Source organism: Citrobacter sp. TBCS-15, assembly GCF_005280815.1.
Taxonomy (GTDB): domain Bacteria; phylum Pseudomonadota; class Gammaproteobacteria; order Enterobacterales; family Enterobacteriaceae; genus Citrobacter; species Citrobacter werkmanii.
This window is the reverse complement of record NZ_SZWK01000292.1, coordinates 558,947-579,784: the sequence shown is the minus strand read 5'-3', so window position 1 is coordinate 579,784 and position 20,838 is coordinate 558,947. Positions and strand designations below refer to the sequence as shown.

Sequence of the window (20,838 nt, the reverse complement as noted above, 5' to 3'; positions counted from 1 at the left end):
TCCGCAGTCTTAAGTAATAAGGCGCTAAGGAGACCGTAAATGGCTGATACTAAAGCAAAAATCACTCTAAATGGTGACGCTGCTATTGAACTGGATGTGCTGAAAGGTACGCTCGGTCAAGATGTTATTGATATTCGTAGCCTTGGCTCAAAGGGGATGTTTACTTTTGACCCAGGTTTCACCTCTACCGCATCCTGCGAATCCAAAATTACGTTCATCGATGGTGATGAAGGCATTTTGCTGCATCGCGGCTTCCCGATTGACCAGTTGGCGACCGAGTCCAACTATCTGGAAGTGTGTTATATCCTGCTGTACGGCGAAAAACCGACGCAGGAGGAGTACGACGAGTTCAAAACCACGGTCACTCGCCATACCATGATTCACGAGCAGATCACGCGTCTGTTCCACGGTTTCCGCCGCGACTCTCACCCGATGGCCGTTATGTGCGGTGTCACCGGGGCGCTGGCTGCGTTCTATCACGATTCTCTGGACGTAAATAATGCGCGTCACCGTGAAATCGCCGCCTTCCGTCTGCTGTCCAAAATGCCGACCATGGCTGCGATGTGCTACAAATACTCCATCGGCCAGCCGTTCGTTTACCCGCGCAATGATCTCTCCTACGCCGGTAACTTCCTGAACATGATGTTCTCCACGCCGTGCGAAAAATACGAAGTCAATCCAATCCTGGAACGCGCCATGGACCGTATCCTGATCCTGCACGCTGACCACGAACAGAACGCCTCAACCTCTACCGTGCGTACTGCAGGCTCTTCAGGTGCTAACCCGTTTGCCTGCATCGCGGCTGGTATTGCTTCCCTGTGGGGACCGGCACACGGCGGCGCCAACGAAGCTGCGCTGAAAATGCTGGAAGAAATCAGCTCGGTTAAACACATTCCGGAATTTGTTCGCCGCGCGAAAGACAAGAATGATTCTTTCCGCCTGATGGGCTTTGGTCACCGTGTTTACAAAAACTATGACCCGCGCGCCACCGTGATGCGTGAAACCTGCCATGAAGTGCTGAAAGAGCTGGGTACCAAAGATGATCTGCTGGAAGTGGCAATGGAGCTTGAGCACATTGCGCTCAACGACCCGTACTTCATCGAGAAGAAACTCTACCCGAACGTAGACTTCTACTCTGGCATCATTCTGAAAGCGATGGGCATTCCGTCCTCCATGTTCACCGTGATCTTCGCCATGGCGCGTACCGTTGGCTGGATTGCACACTGGAATGAAATGCACACTGACGGCATGAAAATCGCCCGTCCTCGTCAGCTGTATACCGGCTACGACAAGCGCGATTTTAAGTCTGATATTAAGCGTTAATTGTTCAGGCCACCGGGCAATTCCGGTGGCTTTTTTCAGTTCCCGTCCTGTTCATTGCATTCACCTCTTCAATATTACTTTCTCTCGCTTACTCGCCCTTTAATATATTTAATCGAGCGTAATCTCTACCCTATTTAATACAGCATTAATTGCCAATACATTATTTGATTTTTAAACTCATTAACTATTTAATCCAGCGTCATAAAACACAGCGCTGGATTAAATGGTATGGGCGACCTTATTTATCTGAAGATAACAGGTGAGCGACAAGGCAATATCTCTTCTGGTTGTGGCACAGACGCATCGACAGGAAATCGCCGGCAGGAAAACCATCCTGATGAGATTTTTGCTTTTTCTCTCTCTAACGGATTAGTTAATACGGGTTCTGGTATCAATACCCGGACACTAAGATTTGAAAAATTAATTGATAAAAGCACACCACTATTTATTAACGCCATCAATAATAATGAACATCTGTTTATTGAAATTGATTTATGGCGAATAAACAGCTTCGGCAGATGGGAGCGCTACTATTATATTCAATTAAGAAATGCTTCGGTAAAAAGCATACAAACCTATGTGGCCCTAAACGCGCTGGATACCGAAGAAATTGCGGTGTCGTATGACTATATTCTTTGCAAGCACCTGATTGCCAATACGGAGTTTGACTACCTGGCGTTACCTGCTGAGTACAATCGTTTGTTTATACCGCCCCGCAATCAGCCGGTTTGTTCGATAATACCCGTTGCGAACCGCCCTTCCCCCCCAGCACCACTCATTCCTGCAGTCACACCGGTCTATGCCAAATCTTGTCTGAAAGAGAAAGGCTGTACAGACGCCGGAAGCCGTGAAGAATCGGCTGAAAACTTCGGTCAGATGGCGGTTTTCGCACAATCTTCCGTTGATGATTGTTGCGGATATACACAACCCGCAGAAGCCTCGGCCGCACTGCCGATCTTAGGTGGGCTGACGCAGGTGTGGGGCGAGTGGTCACTCGGTGGCATGCTCAGCGCCGCACGCGGCGTTCCTTATATCGGAGCGTTGGCTTCCGCGCTGTATATTCCGTCTGCGGGTACGGGCAGCGCACGCGTTCCCGGACGTGATGAGTTCTGGTATGAGGAAGAACTGCGGAAAAAGGCGCTGGTAGGTGGCACAGCCACAACCCGGGTTCGTTTTTTCTGGGGAACCGACATTCACGGTAAGTCGCAAGTCTACGGCGTGCATACCGGCGAAGGTACTCCGTATGAAAACGTGCGCGTCGCGAATATGCTATGGAATGATGAACACCATCGCTATGAATTTACGCCTGCCCACGATGTAGACGGGCCGTTAATCACATGGACGCCAGAAAATCCTGCGACGGGTGATGTCCCTAAACATACTGGAAGCGATGTTCCACCGCTGGATCAGCCAACCATTCTGGTAACACCCATCCCGGATGGCAAAAATGAGTACACCACGCCACCGTTCCTTGTGCCGGATGTCGCCGATTTTAACGATTATATTCTGGTCTTTCCGGCCGATTCAGGTATTCAGCCGATATATGTATACCTGAAAACAGCCCGAGACGAACCCGGTACAGCAACCGGCCACGGTGAAATTTTATCCGGAAATAATCGTTGGCTTGAGGCCGCCAGTTCGGGGCTGGGAGCGCCGATACCGGCACAGGTCGCAGATAAGCTGCGAGGAAGAACGTTTCGCAACTTTGACCATTTCAGAAGAGAGTTCTGGCTTGCGGTGTCAGAGTGCCCTGAGCTAATGAAGGATTTTAAACCTTCTAACCAAACCCTGATAAGAATGGGGTTAGCACCATATCCTGGTCCTTCAGAGCAAGTAGGTGGCAGAAGCACTTTTGAACTTCATCACTTAGAAGAAATCCAGCATGGCGGAGAAGCGTTTAATATGGATAATATAAACATTACTACTCCTCGCTTACATATAGGAATACATAAAAATGCTAATAGATAATGAAAAAACAATAAGCGATTACACTGAGTCAGAGTTCATTGATCTGCTATCCAACTTTTTTGAGAATAAACATGGACTAAATGCCAGTGATTTTGGTAAATTTATCGATAACCTGCAACTACATGTAGTCAAAGTCACCCAGCATCCACTTGGTAATGGACTGATTTTTAATACTCCAGATGAGATTGAATGTTCACCCTTGGGAATATTTAAAGAAATAAAAAAGTGGAGAACATCTCATGGATTAGAGTTATTTAAAGATTCTAAATGAGCTATACAAAGAAACTTATTAAAAAGGTGAGTATATGAATCATCTTAAGCAAAAAGTCGAAGACTACACCGAAGCCGAATTCATAGAACTCTTGAATGAATTATTTGAAAATCCCAGCAATCTGAAAGGAAGAGAATTTGAACCCCACAGTAATATGTTAGTCAAACACTTCGATAAAATCGTGGTTCATCCAGAAGGCAATGGATTGATTTTTTTATCCCCCGGATGACAGGGAAGACAGCCCACAAGGCGTCATTGATGAAATCAAAAGATGGCGTAAGTCCCAGGGACATCCATCATTTAAAGAATCAACCTAAAAATTTTCAAATCAAACACTCGAATTATCAGTGTAATTCATATAACAACGAATGTTTATACATGCGGAAAATTAAAATGACGATCACGGTTACGGTTCAAGCTCGACTTATTGTCGGTGAAGCGCAGGTAATAGAAAGTTTGGCCCCAGAAGGTTCATACATAGCTGTATTTGAAGATGATGGTCAAACCGGATATTTCTATGCACTTGATGAATCTACTGACGGAAATCCTATCAAAGATGTACTACACATTTACAACGCAGAAGACGTGTCAGATGGACATATCCCATCGGATGTGAAGATCGGTTGGTCAGAAGACAATAAGAAATGTGTGTTGCTGATAAATGGTTACCCACACGGTGTCTTTGATTTTGAATCTAAAAATGGATACTGCCGGAGCGGTTTTCCACCTACAATCAGTAAGGAATGGTCTGTCTTCGGACATGCCTGGAATGATGCTGTCGACGATTTTTTCAGATAACAGGCATAAAGCGCTATTTACTGGAACACCGGTTTAGCCCGTTTTTATTGATACCTGATATTTTTTTCAGCGGACTTTTTCTCTATGCTGTATCAATACGTTAAACGCAGCATATAACTCAGGAGCATGGGATGCCTGTTTTGCAGTGGAGCCTGCTATTTCTGCTATCACTCCTTCTTTCCCTGTTCTTTCTGTTGATCCATCTTCCAGGCGCATTGCTGCTCGGCTCGATGATTGTCGGTATCATTTTCAGTATGCGCGGGATCTCTCTGCACCCTCCCCGCTGCACATTTCTTGCCGCTCAGGCCATTCTCGGCTGCATGATTGCACAAAACCTCACAGGATCTATTTTAACGACACTTGCGGCACACTGGCCGATGGTGATTGTCATCCTGCTGACAACCCTTATTAGCAGCGCGGTAATCGGCTGGTTGCTGGTTCGCTACAGCAATCTACCGGGTAACACAGGCGCGTGGGGCTCATCACCGGGAGGGGCAGCCGCGATGGTTGCTATGGCGCAGGATTATGGCGCTGATATCCGCCTGGTAGCGTTTATGCAGTACTTGCGCGTACTGCTGGTAGTTGGCGCTGCCGCGTTAGTGACCCGACTTGTAATGGGCGATCAGGCGCAAACGGTCAATCAGCAAATCGTCTGGTTTCCGCCGCTGAGTGTTAATCTGTTGAGCACCATACTGCTGGCCGCTGTTGCCGGTACAGCCGGGCGCTTACTGCGTATCCCCTCTGGCGTGATGTTGCTGCCCATGCTGGCGGGTGCATTGCTGAACGCGGGCGGTGTGATGGTCATTGAACTACCGGAATGGTTACTGGCGATAGCGTATATGGCGATTGGCTGGCAAATCGGTCTTGGCTTTGACAAACAGATCTTTTTTATGGCGCTGCGCCCCCTGCCGCAAATATTGTTGTCCATTTTTTCACTGATGGCGATTTGTGCCGCTATGGCCTGGGGTCTGGCGCATTACATGCAAATCGACTTTCTCACCGCCTATCTGGCGACCAGCCCTGGCGGAGTGGATTCCGTCGCGGTAATTGCCGCAGGCAGCCACGCCGATATGGCGCTGATCATGGCGATGCAAACCCTGCGGCTGTTCAGTATTTTATTGACCGGTCCGGCGGTGGCGCGTTTTATTTCAGCGCATGCGCCAAAAAACTCATCATCGTAAGCCGGGATTAGTTTAAATTATATTTAAACCCTACCCTTATTTGATATTCATTTTTTGTATCATCGCCATCTTGATATTTATCAAGATAACCTAATTCAAAAAATGGATAAAACCGCGGCGTAGTATGAAAGTTAAAGACAAAGTTATGCTGCAGGGTATGATTCTTGCCATTGGCATATTCAAACTTGTCGCCATGCGTTTTGCTATAATACGTTGGATTATATTGAACCCAGAAGTTTGGCGTAAAATACTTGGTTAAATAAATATCGACGCGGTGTTCTGAAGAGTCATCCCAGTCACCTTGCAGTGTTTCGCTGTCATGATTTTGATGGTTATAACGGTAGCGTAATACGGCGCCCAGCGTTGGGTCAAAATGATAGCCAATGCCTATATAAGGATCGACGCGTGAGCCCGCGGACTCCCAGTGAAAGACTACGCCGGGTTCAAGCCAGAAGTCACTATCGCCCAATACAAAAGGCTTGTTAAATTCAGCTTCCTGATAGCTACTTTTCCATTGATCCATATTTTTACCAAGATCGGCATCAGTTTCAAAACTCCAGTACATACTTTTAAAAATACTGTCTGAATCCTGTACTACACCGGTTAACATCAATCGCTGTAAAAAGCCTTTGCTGGCAGTTCGATACTGCGTACGTGGCGCAAAATATACAGTAGTAAATGGCGTTGATTTTACCAGAGAGACAGGAGTCGCATTATTTTCCGCGGCCATAACGCCAGTTGCAGGCATGACCAGTGTAGCCATTAATATGGCTGTATTAATATTATTACTTTTCATTATATTTTCCTCGCCGTACAGAGATAAAATCCCCCCCTGCTAAATCAATAGCCTGATTATTTAACTGGGGGAGCAGAATATTACCAGTAACTATTCCAGCAGGATATTGCGCGGGTCATCGCCTCCATCAGGAAATAATCCCCCCACGAGCAGCATTCATCCACGCCGACATTACCTTTGTAATAATAAACAGAGTGTTTTAATAATCCTTCGCCGGCTTTATGCGACGTATTCAGATAATCATCAAGCATTCGCGCAATCATCCGTAATGCCAGCGCTTCATAGCTTTCACGATCCGGGTGGGTTGCCGGTAACTGTTTTACCAGCTCCAACAACGCGCAGGCGAGAATCGCGCTGGCGGAACTATCCCTTTTACTATTCGGATCGGTAAGCGCAAGATCCCAATAGCAGACAAGATCCTCTGGAAGACGATTAATAAAGTAGTTTGCCAGCGTCTGGCTCAGTTCCAGTAGTCGCTCATCTCCGGTATAGAGATAATTCAGCAAAAAGCCATAAACACCCCATGCCTGCCCTCGTGACCAGCAGGAGTCATCGGAAAAACCCTGATGCGTATTGCCAAACCGCGGTTCACCGGTGTGAACATCCATATAATATGTATGGAACGTCGAACCGTCCTCGCGCACAATATAACGTCGCGCCTGCTCAATATGATTTTTCGCCGCCTCTGCATAACGAGGATCGCCAGTGCTGGCGCTTGCCTGATACAACAATGGCAGATTCATATTGCAGTCTATAATCATCCTGCCCTGCTGCTCCGGATTATCCAGTTCGCCCCACGCCTGAATAATGCCGCATTTCTCGTGATAGCGTTCCATCAGCACTTCTGCCGCCTGCTGCGCGATATAAGTCGCCTCGCGATTGCCGGTCAGTTTATTGGCCGCTATACAGGATAGGCTGTACAGAAAACCCAGATCGTGGTGATTGGTATGGTCCCGTCGGGCAATACGTTCACCAAAAGAACGGACATGTTGTTCGGCCAACGTGCGATACGCGTCATTACGCGTCCATTCCCATGCCAGCCACAGCTGACCAGTCCAGAAACTGGTAGTCCATTCCTGATTATCAATAATTGGGTAGCGACCGTTTTCACATGCCGCATCGGGATAACGCAGGTCAAAATAATCGCGGTTACGATCGACAGCAGATAAAATTACCGGTAAAGCGCGGCGAATCTTCTGCGCAATAGCAGCGCGTTCGCCGCTTCGCAGTACAACAGGAACGATCGGTTCTTTACGGATAGTTACAGACATAATTCTCTCGTTTTCTTCATTTTAATGGGTGGCTTCTTGCCCATGGACAGGGGCTGTAATGGTTTTTTTGTGTTGATAGCAAGTAGAAAGCGTGATGGCGGAGATCCCAGTAAATACCAGAGCTATCACGCCCATAATCAGATAGGTATGCTCAAAACCAATTTTTTGGTAGGCGTAGCCGGCAGGTGGTGCCACGACAATAGAACCGACATAAATCATGGCCTGATAGCCCAGTAGGTACATCGTGGCGTTAACGCGTTTATCGAAATGCTCGGCAATGTATTTGAAGACCGACACCAGAATCAGGGCGATTTCAATCCCATACAACGGCTTCACCAGACAGATAATCAACGGATCGTTAGTTAATCCGGAGATAATCAAACGCAGGCTAATCACAAGACCGGTCAGGATCATCCCCTGCTTAGCGCCAATGCGGTTAATAATGGCGGGTACCAGCATCATGCCGAAAAACTCTGCGGCTGACTGCGCGGTACTCATGTAGCCAAACATGGCGTTGCCTTCTTCTTTCGTGCTAAAGAAGGTGACGAAATAGCGAGAGAACTGCTGTTCGGCAATAAACATCATCCATGCCACTCCGGCGATATACAGCGCAAAGGTCCAGAATTTTTTATTGCGCAGCAGCTCGAAAACATCGCCAATGACAATCTTCTCTTTCGACAGAACGTCATTCTCTTCCTGGCCAAAGTGATCAACTTTCAGCGTCAGCAGAACCGCAAACATGCACAGCGCGGAAACGCTACTGATAACAAAGTTGATTTTGGGCGAGATATTGTAGAGATACCCAGAGAATGAAGACGCCGTTGCCCACCCCAGCGCCGCCCACATGCGGATCCGGCCAAATTCCATCGCGTACAGACGACTGAAACGGTCAACATAGGACTCTTCCGTCGCCACGCCCGCATACCAGCCAAGGCTGAAAAATAGCGCACCGACGATCATCCCGCTGATAAAATGCGTTTGTAATAGCGGCAAATAACACCAGATAAAAAATGGCGCCATCAGGGCCGAAACAAGACAGACAAAATAGAGCAAATGTTTTTTCATGCCCATTTTATCCATGATGTAACCGTAAACAGGTTTGATAACTACCGCAAAAACACCGTTTACGGCAAACACCGTGCCGATCTCCACACCATCCAACCCGGCTTTATCTCCCAGCCAGATAGCGTACAGGCCAAAACTGGCCGCCCAGGTAAAGGTAAACAGGAATACGAACAGGCTCAGTTTGATGTAAGCCGAGCGCGTCGACTGAACAGGGTTAGTCATTATTTTTCTCCGCACATGCGTCAGTTATATGATTTCCAGCGTTTTCACACCCAGCGTCAGCACCTGATTTTCACGGTCGAACGCCATTGCCGCCGCAAACGGCAGCGATAAAAGCGATGTGGCGTTGACAGCGCAGGCCAGCCAGTGTGTACCCGGCGTAAGCGTGCTACGAAGACAGGGGATCTCCCCCGGTGAGGCATACAGAATGTTGCTGTTGGGTGGCGTTGTGACGACCTCCGGTTGACGCTCAGCCAACAGATCGGTTATCTGGCATATGCCGGAGCTGGCACGAAGCGTGACCCCATGCGATGCAGTTTGGGTATCGATGAGTTGATGGCGGTTAAGCGCGAATCCCCCCTCGACACAGTCAAGCAGGCGCGTGGTTTCAACGCGATGGATGCGAATATGTCCCTGTTGAAACGGGACGAGCCAGGTCGTGACGACGACGTTTGACCACGGGAGCCATCGGCTTCGGATCAACGCATCCGTCATTTCAACAGAATCGCACTCACGGCGTCCACGCCAGTAGTTATCCTGTTCGCTGAACATCAGCATCGAATCACAGGCAGCATGGTTCAGACCATAATGACCGCGCTCCAGGGTAAAACCAAAGTGGCTGGAGTAAGCAAATTTGCCGTATTTGGCATCGAAATTGACAAAGTTATTGCGGTCATACTGCCCGGACATCAGCATCCAGGCGTGTCGGTTTTCATCATCATGAACGATAAATTGTCCCGCTTCCTTTATCGGATGAATCGGCTCAAGTTCAGGCAACGGGGCCGACTCGGCCTGCCAGAACGCGCTCTGTTCCGGCAGTGCTAAAATCAGCAACGCCTTACATGCCCACCAGGGCGAACATGGACTGTTGTAATCTTCGGTCATCACCAGGTTCGGGTAGGTATATCCCAGCGTAAATAAACCATCCGGGCCAATGAAAGGCTGCGCGAACCACCAGTCGAGGTGGCGCAAAATCACGCCTTTGACGATAGGGATCGTAAAAACATCCAGTTCCGTCCAAACGACGGCGCTCCAGAACGCAACCTGAACAAAGCGATAGGTCAGACTGCGGCCAAACGGAATCGCATCGCCCTCACAGGTAAAGTAGTAGATGTAATCTTTGGCAAACTGACGCGCCCGCTGACGGTAGCGCAGGCACCGTTCAGGGTCGGCGTCCTGCATAAGATGGCTATACAGCAAACTATAAAAATGAAACCCGCTGGAGATATAGTAATCGCGCGGTTTGCCTGCACCATCTGAGTACCAGCCATTACCCAACCAGAAAGGTTCAATCGCATTCAGATGCTTATCAATAACCATCATGTCGTAGTGGCGTCCGACACATTTAAGACCGACCTGCACCAATACCGGGAAGAAGTGCCAGTTATTGTCCGGGATTTGGATATCAGCACTTTGCCGTAACCAGCGCTCCAGATTGTCCTGCTCATCGGTTGTTAAGGCGTCCCATAACCCGGTATTCGGCAGAGCCAATGCAACGCCGAAGGCGGCCATTTCCACGCAGCGCTGATCGTTATCAACCAGATTGCCCCAATAATTTGGATGTTCGGGGTCACAGCCATGACGAATACCGCAAATAAAAGCCTCACGATACTCACTCGCATCTCCCCCACTTAACAACGGTGAAAGGATCCACAATAGACGCGCAAACCCCTCCATGCCGGCAATATCCATTGGATATTGTGCAGACGTTTCGCCCACGTCCAAACGCGTGTTATCACGGTAGAGATGAGGAATGGCTGATGCCAACCATTGCCGCGCCTTTTCTGCATACTCTTGCCTTGCTCGCATAATGAAACCTCGTTTCATTTGATGAAGTATTGGGCGCATAATAAGGATTTGGGCTGACATACAAATGTGATAATTGTCGTATTTCCACACAACGCTAGTGATGAAGAACAACATTCACCTGCATTTTGCGGAGAAAATTCGATTACAGTGATAAAAACTTAAGTTTATTCACATTGCCAGGCGAGACATAAATGCAGCGGACTGAAGACAGTAGCTATCTTGAGCACATAAGCCTCAACGACAAGTCGATTTACTTTAATCGGATGAAGGATATGCCAGCGAACTACTATCACTGGCACCAGTGCGTGGAGATATTATCGGTTTCTCAGGGAGTAGGCATCGCGCTTATGGAGCACCAACAATACACCGTCAAACCCGGGCGTATTTTTATTTTCCCGCCGGGTAAGCTGCATAAAGTGTTTGTCGAACAGGATGATCGTAATATTTATCATCGTACTACGCTGCACTTTAACGGCCCACAGATTGAGCAGTACCTGCGGGATTTTCCTCGCCAGCAGATGCTGCTGCGCCAACTGTGCGGCAGGGGAGAGAAAGCGCGAGTATTTGACGTAGGCGACGTTCAGCCAGTCATTGAAACCTTGCTGAGCCGTTTTGAAGAGCAAAGCAAAGACCAGACTTTTAGCATCAGTGACAGCGCATTTCTGGTGATGCAGCTCATTAGCCTGCTGCCACATCAGGCGCAGGCCACGGGACAAAATACATTTTCGGTCAGCATTATCCGCTGGATCGAAACTCACTTTCACCAGCGCTGCTCGCTGGAAGATATCGCCAGCGAGATGGGTTGCTCGCGGGGTCACGCCTCCCGCCGTTTTCACGAAGAGACCGGCGGTACCATTCAGGAATACCTGATGATGCGCCGTATCCGTCAGGCCTGCGAACTGCTGTTACATACCAACGGCTCGGTACGCGATATTGCCGCACAGGTTGGTTTCTCCGAATATGCCTGGTTTATTACCTGCTTTCGCAAAAACATGGGCAAAACGCCGCTGCAATATCGTAAAACATATGCTTCGGTATAGATCTACGTCTGACATCCGGGACACCAGTAAAAGGGTCTCGAGGAAAGTGTCGTTTTCTCGATGATGCCGCCACAGCGCTCACAGGCTTCGCCGTCCCGGTGAAAGACCTTAAAGCGAAACAGCGCGCCGTGGTGCTTATTGTCATCGACCTGGCCGCGAGTGTTATACGACAGGCGAGGAATATCAAGCAGCGCTTGCGCCAGCGCATCCAACTGTTCATCGCTAAGCTGTGACGCTTTATGCTGACCGGTCAACCCCACCTGCCAGAGAATTTCTACCCGCAGATAGTTACCTAATCCCGCCAAAAACGCTTGATCTAACAACAGACCGGAAAACTGGCGATTGCGAAAACGGGGTGACAGCAGACGCGTTTTTACCTCTGCGGGCGTTAAACGCAAATCCAGCACGTCCGGTCCAACCCGTTGCAGAAATGGATGGGTGGTGAGCTGCTCTGGTGTCAGCATTTCGATGTCAGACGCGCTATACAGCAGGATAGTTTTATCCTCGGTTTGCAGCCTGACGCGCAGCACCCGCGTGGTTTGCGGCATGTTGCCGGTATCGACCACTCGCCACACGCCGTAAAGCTGATTGTGGCTATACAGCGTCAGACCATTGGAAAAATGGGTCAGCAAGGCTTTACCCCGCGTTTCAAGCTGGGTAACACTCTGCCCGATGAGTTGGGATTGATACGGTTTTAACTGCTCAAAGGCAAACCAGACATCCGTCAGGGGTTTACCTTTGACTGCCGCCTCCAGGGTATCCGCCGCACGGCGGATCTCCGGGCCTTCAGGCATAATACTGTCCTTTGTTAATGTGTTGCACCGCCCGTCATGGCGATATCGCTATCCACCTGCAATGCGGTGGCAATCGCGACCTCCAGCGCCCGACGAACGGTTTCAGCCGCCATACTTGGCGCTCCGGGGTGCTGCGCGGCCTGTTGTGGCAGATAAGGAATATGAATAAAACCGCCCTTCACTGCCGGCACGTCGCGTAATTTATGCAGCAGGCCATACATCACGTGGTTACACACGAAGGTGCCCGCCGTCTGAGAAACCGAGGCCGGAATTCCCGCGTTGCGCATGGAGACAACCATCGCTTTGATCGGCAATGTGCTAAACCACGCCGCAGGGCCATCGGCCACAATCGGTACATCAATCGGCTGTTGCCCCTGATTATCCGCAATACGCGCATCGTCAACGTTGATCGCCACGCGTTCCACGGTGATATCCGATCGACCACCCGCTTGCCCTACTGCCAGCACCAGCGATGGCGACAATGCGTCAATTGCAGCATTGAGTACGGCGAGAGACTCGCCAAAGACGCACGGCAACTGGCGGGCAACGACGCGGCATCCATCGATGATAGCATTGTCGAGGCCCGAGACCACTTCCCAGGAAGGGTTAACTGACTCGCCGCCAAAGGGTTCAAATCCCGTGATGAGTACTGTTTTCATCCTTCCTCCTTACAGGAACATCAGGAAATACATCAGAAAAACGTTAACCAACAGTAGCAGTATGCCCGTCGGCACCTGCGCTTTAATCACCGCGTTTTTGTCTGGTAGCTCCAGCAGCGCCGCAGGCACAATATTGAAGTTCGCCGCCATTGGCGTCATCAACGTTCCGCAATACCCCGAGAACATACCAATCGCCGCCATCACCGCTGGGTTACCACCGTGTTGCAATACGAGGATCGGAATACCAATCCCAGCGGTCACAATCGGGAAAGCGGCAAACGCATTGCCCATCACCATCGTCAACAAGGCCATACCAATGGTGTACACCGCCACCGCGATAAAGCGGCTATCCACCGCCAGGTATTCTTGCGTCAGCCAGGATATACCGCTGCCGACACCCGCCGCAGTGAACAACAGTCCAAGAGTAGCCAGAATCTGCGGCAGGATGAATGCCCACCCGATGGAGTCCAGCAGTCGGCGTGCTTCCTGAATCGGCTGATGCACCCGCTCATGGGTCATTTTTATCGCCATCGCCAGACCAATCAACGAGCCTGCGGTCATAGAGAAAAGCGTCACCAATGTGGCGTGATTACCCGGTCCAAACAGCGCATCCTGTAAGCCCGGAATATGGTTGAACATGAGTACACCGATAACGGTCACCACCGGGATCGCCAGCGCCGGGAAAAACAAGCGGTTACCCAACCTACTGGCGCTTTCTTCACGCTGTTGCGGCGTTCGCTGATGGTAGCTTCCCAGCTTTACGCCGCCGAAACCGGCGATCAGGGCCAGTATGACCACCGCGACGCCGACGGCAATATGCACCGCGCGTTTATCGCCAAACAGCGAGTATGTCCAGTCGCCAAGCAGAAAGAGAACGCCGTACAGGCCCCAAAACAGACCGGTGGTTAAGCGACGCGGGTTAGCTTTATCCCGCCAGGACATCAGCGCCACAATCAGTAAAACCGCACCTGCCAGCCAGTAGAGATAGCTTTGCTGAAAATTCATTTTGCTTCTCCCTGTGCTGCGGCATTCGCTTTCGCCACTTCACGCTGCAAATAGCTGTCCAGCCGCCACAGACGCGTGCCGTGGATCAGGAAGGCGCATATTGCCGTCGGGATCCCCCACAGGGCAATATGCAGCGGTTCGGTCTGGATCCCGCCAGACTCCAGCATAAAGTTGTGCATGAATATGATCGCACCGAAGGCAACAAAGATATCTTCACCGAAAAACAGCCCAACGTTATCGGTCGCGGCAGACATGGCGCGCAGACGATAACGAACCGCCCCCGGTATCTCACCGTGGTTTTTCTCGGCGGCCCCTTCTGCCATTGGCGCCAGCAGCGGACGCACCATCTGCGGATGTCCCCCCAGGCTGGTCAGCCCTAAAGCCGCGGTAGCCTCACGAATAAACAGATAGACAATAAGCAGACGGCCGCTGGTGGCACTGCGGATTTTGGCAATCCACGCCTGAGCGCGCTCTTTGAGTCCGTGACGCTCCAACAGGCCAATAACCGCCAGTGGGATCAGCAGGATAAACGGCAGGTTGCGGGTGTTGAGAAATCCCTCACCCAGCTTTTCCAGAATGGTAGCGATTGGCATATGCGCCGCCAGTCCGGTGACGATCCCGGCAATAATGACCACCAATACCGGGTTAAAACGTAAAAGAAATCCGACCACAATGACGGCGATCCCCGTCAATGGCCAGAGAGAAACAGCCTCTCCCATAATTCAGTCCCTTATGTTGTTGTGTGATATATTATTGTTTTTTATGAAAAAATTTATGCGCTAATTTGAATATTGCATGCATCGAATGCGCTGCGCAAGCGACGGGCAAAAGCGAGTGCGTGCTCGCCATCCCCATGAATGCATACCGTCTGGGCCGTCACGTTCGCCCATGTTCCGCTCTGACTTTTTACTCTACCGGATTGCACCATTTCTAGCGTTTGCGCCAGCGCCTGCTCTTCATCCTCTATCAATGCGCCAGGCTGGCTACGCGGAACCAGACTGCCGTCAGCCTGATAACCCCGATCGGCAAAAACCTCCTGACGCGTCACCAGGCCATAATGTTCCCCGGCGCGAATCAGTTCGCTTCCCGCCAGCCCCACCAGAACCAGCGAGGGATCGCAGGCATGCACCGCTTTCGCAATCGCATCCGCCAACTGTGGATCTTTTGCCGCCTGGTTATAAAGCATGCCGTGGGGTTTCACATGGTGCATCACGCCACCCTGCGCATGCGTAATGGCTGCCAGCGCGCCAATTTGATACAGCGTTTGCGCATACACCGTTTCCACTGGCAGAGTCATGGCGCTACGGCCAAAATTCTCCCGATCCGGAAAGCTCGGATGTGCACCTACCGCCACACCATTTTTTAGCGCTTCACGCACGCTTGAAAGCATGGTTTGCGCATCACCAGCATGAAACCCACAGGCGATATTCGCTGACGAAACCAGTTGCAGCAGCGCTGCATCGTTAGCACAGCCCTCGCCGAGGTCTGCGTTGAGATCAATTTTCATTGTTAAGTCGCCATGTTAACTGTTGCAGATAACGCTGCTGATCATGGCGCGCCTTAAGCGCTTCCTCCAGCGAACACTGCACAAAATGAATCGGCTGGCCGAGCGGGATCTGCGCCAGATGATACATATCCGCCTCGATGATGCAGGCGATGCGCGGATAGCCGCCCGTCGTCTGGGCATCATTCATCAGCACGATCGGTTGACCATTATGCGGAACCTGCACCACGCCGGGGAGTAAGCCATGCGACAGCAACTCGCGATCGGTCATACGCGTCAACGGCTGCCCCTGCAGGCGATACCCCATCCGGTTACTTTGCGGACTAAGCTGCCACGGCGAACGCCAGAAAGACGCCTGCGAGACCTCGTCAAATTCCTGATATTCAGGCCCGGGCAGCGCACGAATGTGGTTTCCCCACATCAGCTGTTTTACCCCCTGCGGCCCACTAAATTGCCGGGTAGATGCTCCAATCGCCAGCCGATCGCCATCGCGCAGCAGACGCCCTTCCAGCCCGCCAATGCCAACTTTAAGATCGGTGCTACGCGACCCCATCACTTCAGGTACATCAAATCCGCCCGCTACAGCCAGATAACTCCGCATACCATGATGTGGACGTTTTAGCGTCAAGCGCTGTCCCGCTTTCACCGGCAGCCGCCACCCGCTCCACACAGGAGCACGATCCAGATGCGCTTCGCATCCAGCGCCGGTCAGCGCAAACCAACCATCGGCTTCAAATTCCACGACCAGTTGCCCCAGCGTGATTTCCAGCGCAGCGGCATTCGCATCATTTCCCACCAGCAGGTTAGCAACGTTCAGCGCTGGTTTATCCAGCGCACCGCAGTGGCTGATGCCGGATTGACGAAAATTGTGGCGTCCGCCGTCCTGGACCGAGGTATACATGCCCGCGCGAATGATGTTTAACATACCCCCTCCTTCTGCGGAACAAAACGCACGGTATCCCCAGCGCGTAACAGGATCGGCTCTTCTCGTTTTGGATCAAATAGCGACACCGAGGTACGCCCAATCAATTGCCATCCGCCGGGCGTGGCAAGCGGATAGACCCCCGTTTGCGATCCACCGATACCTACAGAACCTGCCGGAACAAGCAGACGCGGCTCTGCCCGTCTTGGGGTATGCAGTTGTTCAGGTAAGCTCCCGAGATAGGGGAACCCTGGCTGAAAACCAATAAACCACACCACATAGTCGACTGACGCATGAAGTTCGACGACCTGCTTGTCGCTTAATCCACTGTGCCGGGCGACCGCTGCCAGATCCGGACCAAACTCACCGCCATAAGTGACGGGGATTTCAATAAAACGCGAATCCGGTTCCAGCGCTTCGCTCTCTTCCCACCAGCGCTGCAGGCGTTCAATCGCATCCAGCGCCAGCGTTTGCGGGTCGCGCAAGATCACCGTGATATTGTTCATTCCCGGAATAGCTTCACGCACATTCGGGGCATCAGCCAAACGCTGGGCCAGACGCCAGATACGTTTCTGAGACGCCAGCGTAATGGGCGGCTCCAGTTCAAGCACTACCGCAGTCTCACCTAACAGATAACAACGCGCTCGCTGCACTTTCGTCCCTCTTTATTAATTACGCTGGGTTAGGAATATCGATAAACGTGACATCCAGATCGGTGTTTTCATTCAGCCATTCACTTAATGCGCGAATCCCGCCGCGTTCGGTTGCATGGTGACCGGCAGCATAAAAATGCAGCCCTTGTTCGCGGGCTGAGTGAATGGTTTGCTCTGAGACTTCCCCGGTAATAAAGGCATCGACGCCAAACCGGGCTGCGCTATCAATGAAGCTTTGACCGCCCCCCGTACACCACGCGACGCGTTGCACCTTTTCCGGCCCGGTATCACCGCACCATAAAGGTTTACGGCCCAGACGCGCCTCAATCCACGACGCCAGCTCCAGCCCCGGAACCGGCATAGAGAGTTCACCCCACGGCACCAGCGGCTCAATTTCCCCCATCACGGTAATACCCAACAGCGCGGCAAGCTGCGCGTTATTACCTAGTTCCGGGTGGGCATCCAGCGGCAGATGCCAGCCATACAGGTTGATATCATTTTCCAACAGCGTTTTCAGACGATGGCGCTTCATGCCGCGAATCACCGGAGATTCGCCTTTCCAGAAATAACCGTGATGAACGATGACCGCATCCGCCTGCAGGCGCACCGCCTCGTCCAGCAGCGCCTGGCTTGCGGTCACGCCTGTCACGATTTTATGCACCGTCTCTTTGCCCTCAACCTGCAAACCGTTCGGCGCATAGTCGCTAATGGCGGCGCTGTTCAGTTTGTCATTGATCAGTTGTTCCAGTTCGGTGTTTTTCATCATCGTCCTCGTTGTCATAAATTCTGCCTGCCCAATCAGCAACACAGCTTAGGTTAAAATAGCGTCCTCGCCTGCGTTCGTCGATAGTCATTTCACTGACACATTAAGAAACAATCACACCGCTGTAGAACGCAATTTGCATACCACCACGCGATCTAATTCATGTATATTTATGCAACCAGACAGCATATTGCAAAAATAATCAGATCTGTATCAAAGTTACAACTTTAAGGAAACACGCTCGCACAGCACATTCAGCCTGTTGTGAGACATTTACTTCGAGAAAACAATGAATAAACAAGCATCTCAACCGCGGGCGATTTATTACGTTGTCGCGCTACAAATTTGGGAATATTTCAGTTTTTACGGTATGCGTGCGCTGCTGATTCTGTATCTCACTAACCAGCTTAAGTACGACGATAATCACGCCTATGAACTGTTCAGCGCCTACTGCTCGCTGGTCTATGTCACCCCCATTCTCGGTGGGTATCTGGCGGATAAAGTGCTCGGCAACCGGATGGCGGTGATGATCGGCGCATTTTTGATGGCGGTGGGGCATCTGGTGTTGGGCGCCAGCGAAATGGCCCCGGCATTCCTTTATTTATCGCTGGCGATTATCGTCTGTGGCTACGGTCTGTTTAAATCCAACGTCAGTTGTCTGCTGGGTGAGCTGTACCAGCCTGAAGATCCGCGTCGCGACGGTGGGTTCTCTCTGCTCTATGCTGCCGGAAATATTGGTTCAATCATTGCCCCGATAGCCTGCGGCTATGTGCAGGAAGAGTACAGCTGGGCGATGGGCTTTACGCTGGCCGCTATCGGCATGCTGGCGGGGCTGGTGATTTTCTTATGTGGCAATCGCCATTTCGCCCATACCACCGGCGTCAACAAGGCCGTCCTGTGTGCAAAAAAATATATACTGCCAAACTGGGCCTGGCTGTTAGTCCTGCTGGTTGCCGCCCCACTGCTGATTACTGTCTTGTTCTGGAAAGAGTGGTCCGTGTACGCCCTGATCGTTGCCACTGTCATTGGTCTGGCGGTTCTGGCGAAGATTTATCGCCAGGCGCAAACGCAGAAACAGCGCAAAGAACTGGGGCTTATCGTCACGCTGACCTTCTTTAGCATGCTGTTCTGGGCCTTTGCTCAACAGGGCGGCAGCTCAATCAGCCTGTATATCGACCGCTTTGTTAATCGCGACATTCTGGGGTATTCCGTACCCACCGCGATGTTCCAGTCGGTTAACGCCTTTGCGGTTATGCTGTGCGGTATCGTGCTGGCCTGGGTGGTCAAAGAGAGCGTAAGCGGTAATCGCACCGTACGCATCTGGGGTAAATTCGCCCTTGGTCTCGGTTTAATGAGCGCCGGTTTTTGTATTCTGACCTTAAGCGCCCGCTGGTCCGCCGCTTACGGCCACTCTTCCATGCCGCTGATGGTATTGGGGCTGGCGGTCATGGGTTTTGCCGAACTGTTTATCGACCCGGTGGCAATGTCACAAATTACGCGCATCGAGATCCCCGGTGTAACCGGTGTATTAACCGGCATTTATATGCTGCTTTCCGGCGCAATCGCCAACTACCTGGCTGGGGTGATCGCCGACCAGACGTCACAAGGTTCGTTTGACGCTGCCGGAGCCATCAACTATTCCATCAATGCCTACATCGACGTCTTTAGCGAAATTACCTGGGGCGCACTGGCCTGTGTGGTACTGGTGCTGCTGATTTGGCTGTACCAGTCGCTGAAATTCAGAAACCGTGCGTTAGCGGTAGAGTCCTGAGTGTACAGGCCCGATGATGTAATATGATTCGGGCCTGTTTTTTCAGGTAATTATGCATGAATTGCTGCGAGTTCCTCTTCAGTAAGACCTGTAACCAGTAGCACCATTGTGCGATCTATACCTTGTTCCAGCATGGTTTGCGCTATACGTAATGCGGCTTCTTGTTTACCCTGCTGTAACCCTTCCTGTAATCCATCTAACCGTAACCGCTCTGCAATAGTCATCAGCCTCTCCTTATGTTGGGGGATCCGTTGCGCTATCTCCTGCATAAATTCATTAAAACGAGATTCGTCGCCAGATTGTAGGATGTAATTAAACATCGCCTGTAATTGCGTGTCATTAGCGCATCCAGTAAGTAGCAGCGTGGCCAGTTGCTCTACCAGCCCCAGCAAATCCCGCTGACGGATATGTTTTTGCATTAATTCCAGCAGCGCCATTCGTCTGTGAGCCATGATCTCATCATCGGGTACCACCGTTATGTCTACCAACGGAAATGCGCTGGAATAAAGCTGTCTTGCCGCCACGGGGTCGGCAAAGGCATCCAGCCAGCACAATGAGTACGGATAGGGGCTTCGGCAGCCATGATAAAAGAGCATCGGTATCACTAGTGGCAGTTCCTTATGCCCTGCGTCCAGATGGCGCTGCATCGCCGCCATCGCATAACGCAACAGACGAAAAGCCATATGCGGCTCGGCTGAACTTTGATGCTCTATCACCACATAGACATAACCGTCACCGTTGCGTGTGTGCAAAGACCAGAGCACGTCGGAGTAGCGCGAACGTAAATCCGCTTCAATAAAGCTTTCTGACTCCAGCTTCAGCGAATTCAAATCGCAAAGCGTCCGCAGTTCAGCTGGCAGGTGAATGTCGAGAAAATCCCGCGCGGTTTCGGGATGATGTAAAAACGTTTTAAACACCGCATCGTGCGGTGTGGAGGTTGTTGGCATTGTCATCAAGTTCCATCACCTGAATGAAGATGACGGAACTTTACTGCCAGATAAAAGCATCTGCATCAGGGCATTAACA

The 20,838-nt window shown here is 51.0% G+C and carries 22 protein-coding genes; 9 read left to right on the top strand and 13 right to left on the bottom strand.

The genetic code is table 11. The features are described 5' to 3' along the window. Positions 1-39 precede the first annotated feature (39 nt). The 7 genes from FDW96_RS20390 to FDW96_RS20365 all read left to right on the top strand — a co-directional run bounded on the left by FDW96_RS20390 (position 40) and on the right by FDW96_RS20365 (position 5,541). Complete coding sequence (locus tag FDW96_RS20390; protein WP_006685463.1) at positions 40-1,323, top strand: citrate synthase; 1,284 nt, start codon at positions 40-42, stop codon at positions 1,321-1,323. A gap of 228 nt (positions 1,324-1,551) precedes the next feature. Beyond that, entirely contained in the window at positions 1,552-3,291 is a 1,740-nt protein-coding gene (gene tssD, locus FDW96_RS20385) for a type VI secretion system tube protein TssD (RefSeq protein WP_137366194.1), read from the top strand. After that, complete coding sequence (locus FDW96_RS20380; protein WP_137366193.1) at positions 3,278-3,562, top strand: bacteriocin immunity protein; 285 nt, start codon at positions 3,278-3,280, stop codon at positions 3,560-3,562. Before tssD ends, FDW96_RS20380 begins: the two co-directional genes overlap by 14 nt. 34 nt (positions 3,563-3,596) lie before the next feature. Then, a complete protein-coding gene (locus FDW96_RS20375; RefSeq protein ID WP_306463087.1) occupies positions 3,597-3,791 on the top strand; it encodes a bacteriocin immunity protein in 195 nt (64 codons plus the stop codon). A gap of 25 nt (positions 3,792-3,816) precedes the next feature. After that, a complete protein-coding gene (locus FDW96_RS26305) occupies positions 3,817-3,879 on the top strand; it encodes a hypothetical protein (protein WP_311379671.1) in 63 nt (20 codons plus the stop codon). Positions 3,880-3,955: 76 nt separating this feature from the next. Continuing rightward, complete coding sequence (locus tag FDW96_RS20370) at positions 3,956-4,360, top strand: DUF2251 domain-containing protein (RefSeq protein WP_061381699.1); 405 nt, start codon at positions 3,956-3,958, stop codon at positions 4,358-4,360. Between the two features lie 131 nt (positions 4,361-4,491). Further along, positions 4,492-5,541 (top strand): AbrB family transcriptional regulator, encoded by a 1,050-nt coding sequence (locus FDW96_RS20365; protein WP_137366192.1) that lies wholly within the window; start codon positions 4,492-4,494, stop codon positions 5,539-5,541. 7 nt (positions 5,542-5,548) lie between these two features. Here the strand turns inward: FDW96_RS20365 and FDW96_RS20360 are convergent, their stop codons facing one another. From FDW96_RS20360 to FDW96_RS20345, 4 genes are all read right to left on the bottom strand, one after another. Beyond that, complete coding sequence (locus tag FDW96_RS20360) at positions 5,549-6,337, bottom strand: oligogalacturonate-specific porin KdgM family protein (protein WP_042309719.1); 789 nt, start codon at positions 6,335-6,337, stop codon at positions 5,549-5,551. Between the two features lie 80 nt (positions 6,338-6,417). After that, on the bottom strand, positions 6,418-7,608 hold the full coding sequence (locus tag FDW96_RS20355; protein ID WP_137366191.1) for a glycoside hydrolase family 88 protein: 1,191 nt from the start codon (positions 7,606-7,608) through the stop codon (positions 6,418-6,420). Between the two features lie 21 nt (positions 7,609-7,629). Next, on the bottom strand, positions 7,630-8,895 hold the full coding sequence (locus tag FDW96_RS20350) for an oligosaccharide MFS transporter (protein WP_137366190.1): 1,266 nt from the start codon (positions 8,893-8,895) through the stop codon (positions 7,630-7,632). A gap of 24 nt (positions 8,896-8,919) precedes the next feature. Next, on the bottom strand, positions 8,920-10,701 hold the full coding sequence (locus FDW96_RS20345) for a DUF2264 domain-containing protein (protein ID WP_167371255.1): 1,782 nt from the start codon (positions 10,699-10,701) through the stop codon (positions 8,920-8,922). Between the two features lie 191 nt (positions 10,702-10,892). Here FDW96_RS20345 and FDW96_RS20340 point away from each other — a divergent pair, with 191 nt between their 5' ends. Further along, positions 10,893-11,741 carry an AraC family transcriptional regulator gene (locus FDW96_RS20340; RefSeq protein WP_061381679.1) on the top strand — a complete coding sequence of 283 codons (849 nt, stop codon included), beginning with the start codon at positions 10,893-10,895 and terminating at the stop codon, positions 11,739-11,741. Between the two features lie 2 nt (positions 11,742-11,743). Here the strand turns inward: FDW96_RS20340 and nei are convergent, their stop codons facing one another. From nei to ybgI, 8 genes are read right to left on the bottom strand one after another with little or no spacing between them, the layout of a single operon-like run. Further along, positions 11,744-12,535, bottom strand: a complete 792-nt coding sequence (gene nei, locus FDW96_RS20335) for an endonuclease VIII (protein WP_079224986.1) — start codon at positions 12,533-12,535, stop codon at positions 11,744-11,746. Between the two features lie 14 nt (positions 12,536-12,549). Next, entirely contained in the window at positions 12,550-13,194 is a 645-nt protein-coding gene (gene pcp / locus FDW96_RS20330; RefSeq protein ID WP_042309730.1) for a pyroglutamyl-peptidase I, read from the bottom strand. A gap of 9 nt (positions 13,195-13,203) precedes the next feature. Then, a complete protein-coding gene (locus FDW96_RS20325) occupies positions 13,204-14,199 on the bottom strand; it encodes a DUF979 domain-containing protein (RefSeq protein WP_042309733.1) in 996 nt (331 codons plus the stop codon). After that, positions 14,196-14,918, bottom strand: a complete 723-nt coding sequence (locus FDW96_RS20320; RefSeq protein WP_061381677.1) for a DUF969 domain-containing protein — start codon at positions 14,916-14,918, stop codon at positions 14,196-14,198. The genes FDW96_RS20325 and FDW96_RS20320 overlap by 4 nt, the downstream gene beginning before the upstream one ends. Positions 14,919-14,971: 53 nt before the next feature. Then, complete coding sequence (gene pxpA, locus FDW96_RS20315; RefSeq protein WP_137366189.1) at positions 14,972-15,706, bottom strand: 5-oxoprolinase subunit PxpA; 735 nt, start codon at positions 15,704-15,706, stop codon at positions 14,972-14,974. Next, the gene (gene pxpC / locus FDW96_RS20310) at positions 15,696-16,628 is read right to left on the bottom strand and encodes a 5-oxoprolinase subunit PxpC (protein WP_038638865.1); all 933 of its coding nucleotides are present in this window, start codon (positions 16,626-16,628) and stop codon (positions 15,696-15,698) included. Before pxpC ends, pxpA begins: the two co-directional genes overlap by 11 nt. After that, a complete protein-coding gene (gene pxpB, locus FDW96_RS20305) occupies positions 16,622-17,278 on the bottom strand; it encodes a 5-oxoprolinase subunit PxpB (RefSeq protein ID WP_061381675.1) in 657 nt (218 codons plus the stop codon). Before pxpB ends, pxpC begins: the two co-directional genes overlap by 7 nt. A 19-nt stretch (positions 17,279-17,297) precedes the next feature. After that, on the bottom strand, positions 17,298-18,041 hold the full coding sequence (ybgI, locus tag FDW96_RS20300) for a radiation resistance protein YbgI (RefSeq protein ID WP_016152273.1): 744 nt from the start codon (positions 18,039-18,041) through the stop codon (positions 17,298-17,300). A gap of 289 nt (positions 18,042-18,330) precedes the next feature. Between ybgI and dtpD the strand changes: the two genes are divergently transcribed. Then, positions 18,331-19,812 carry a dipeptide permease DtpD gene (gene dtpD, locus FDW96_RS20295; protein ID WP_061381674.1) on the top strand — a complete coding sequence of 494 codons (1,482 nt, stop codon included), beginning with the start codon at positions 18,331-18,333 and terminating at the stop codon, positions 19,810-19,812. A 50-nt stretch (positions 19,813-19,862) separates the two neighbouring features. On the opposite strand, the gene FDW96_RS20290 is transcribed toward dtpD, so the two are convergent. Further along, a complete protein-coding gene (locus FDW96_RS20290; RefSeq protein WP_061381673.1) occupies positions 19,863-20,765 on the bottom strand; it encodes an Rpn family recombination-promoting nuclease/putative transposase in 903 nt (300 codons plus the stop codon). Positions 20,766-20,838 lie beyond the last annotated feature (73 nt).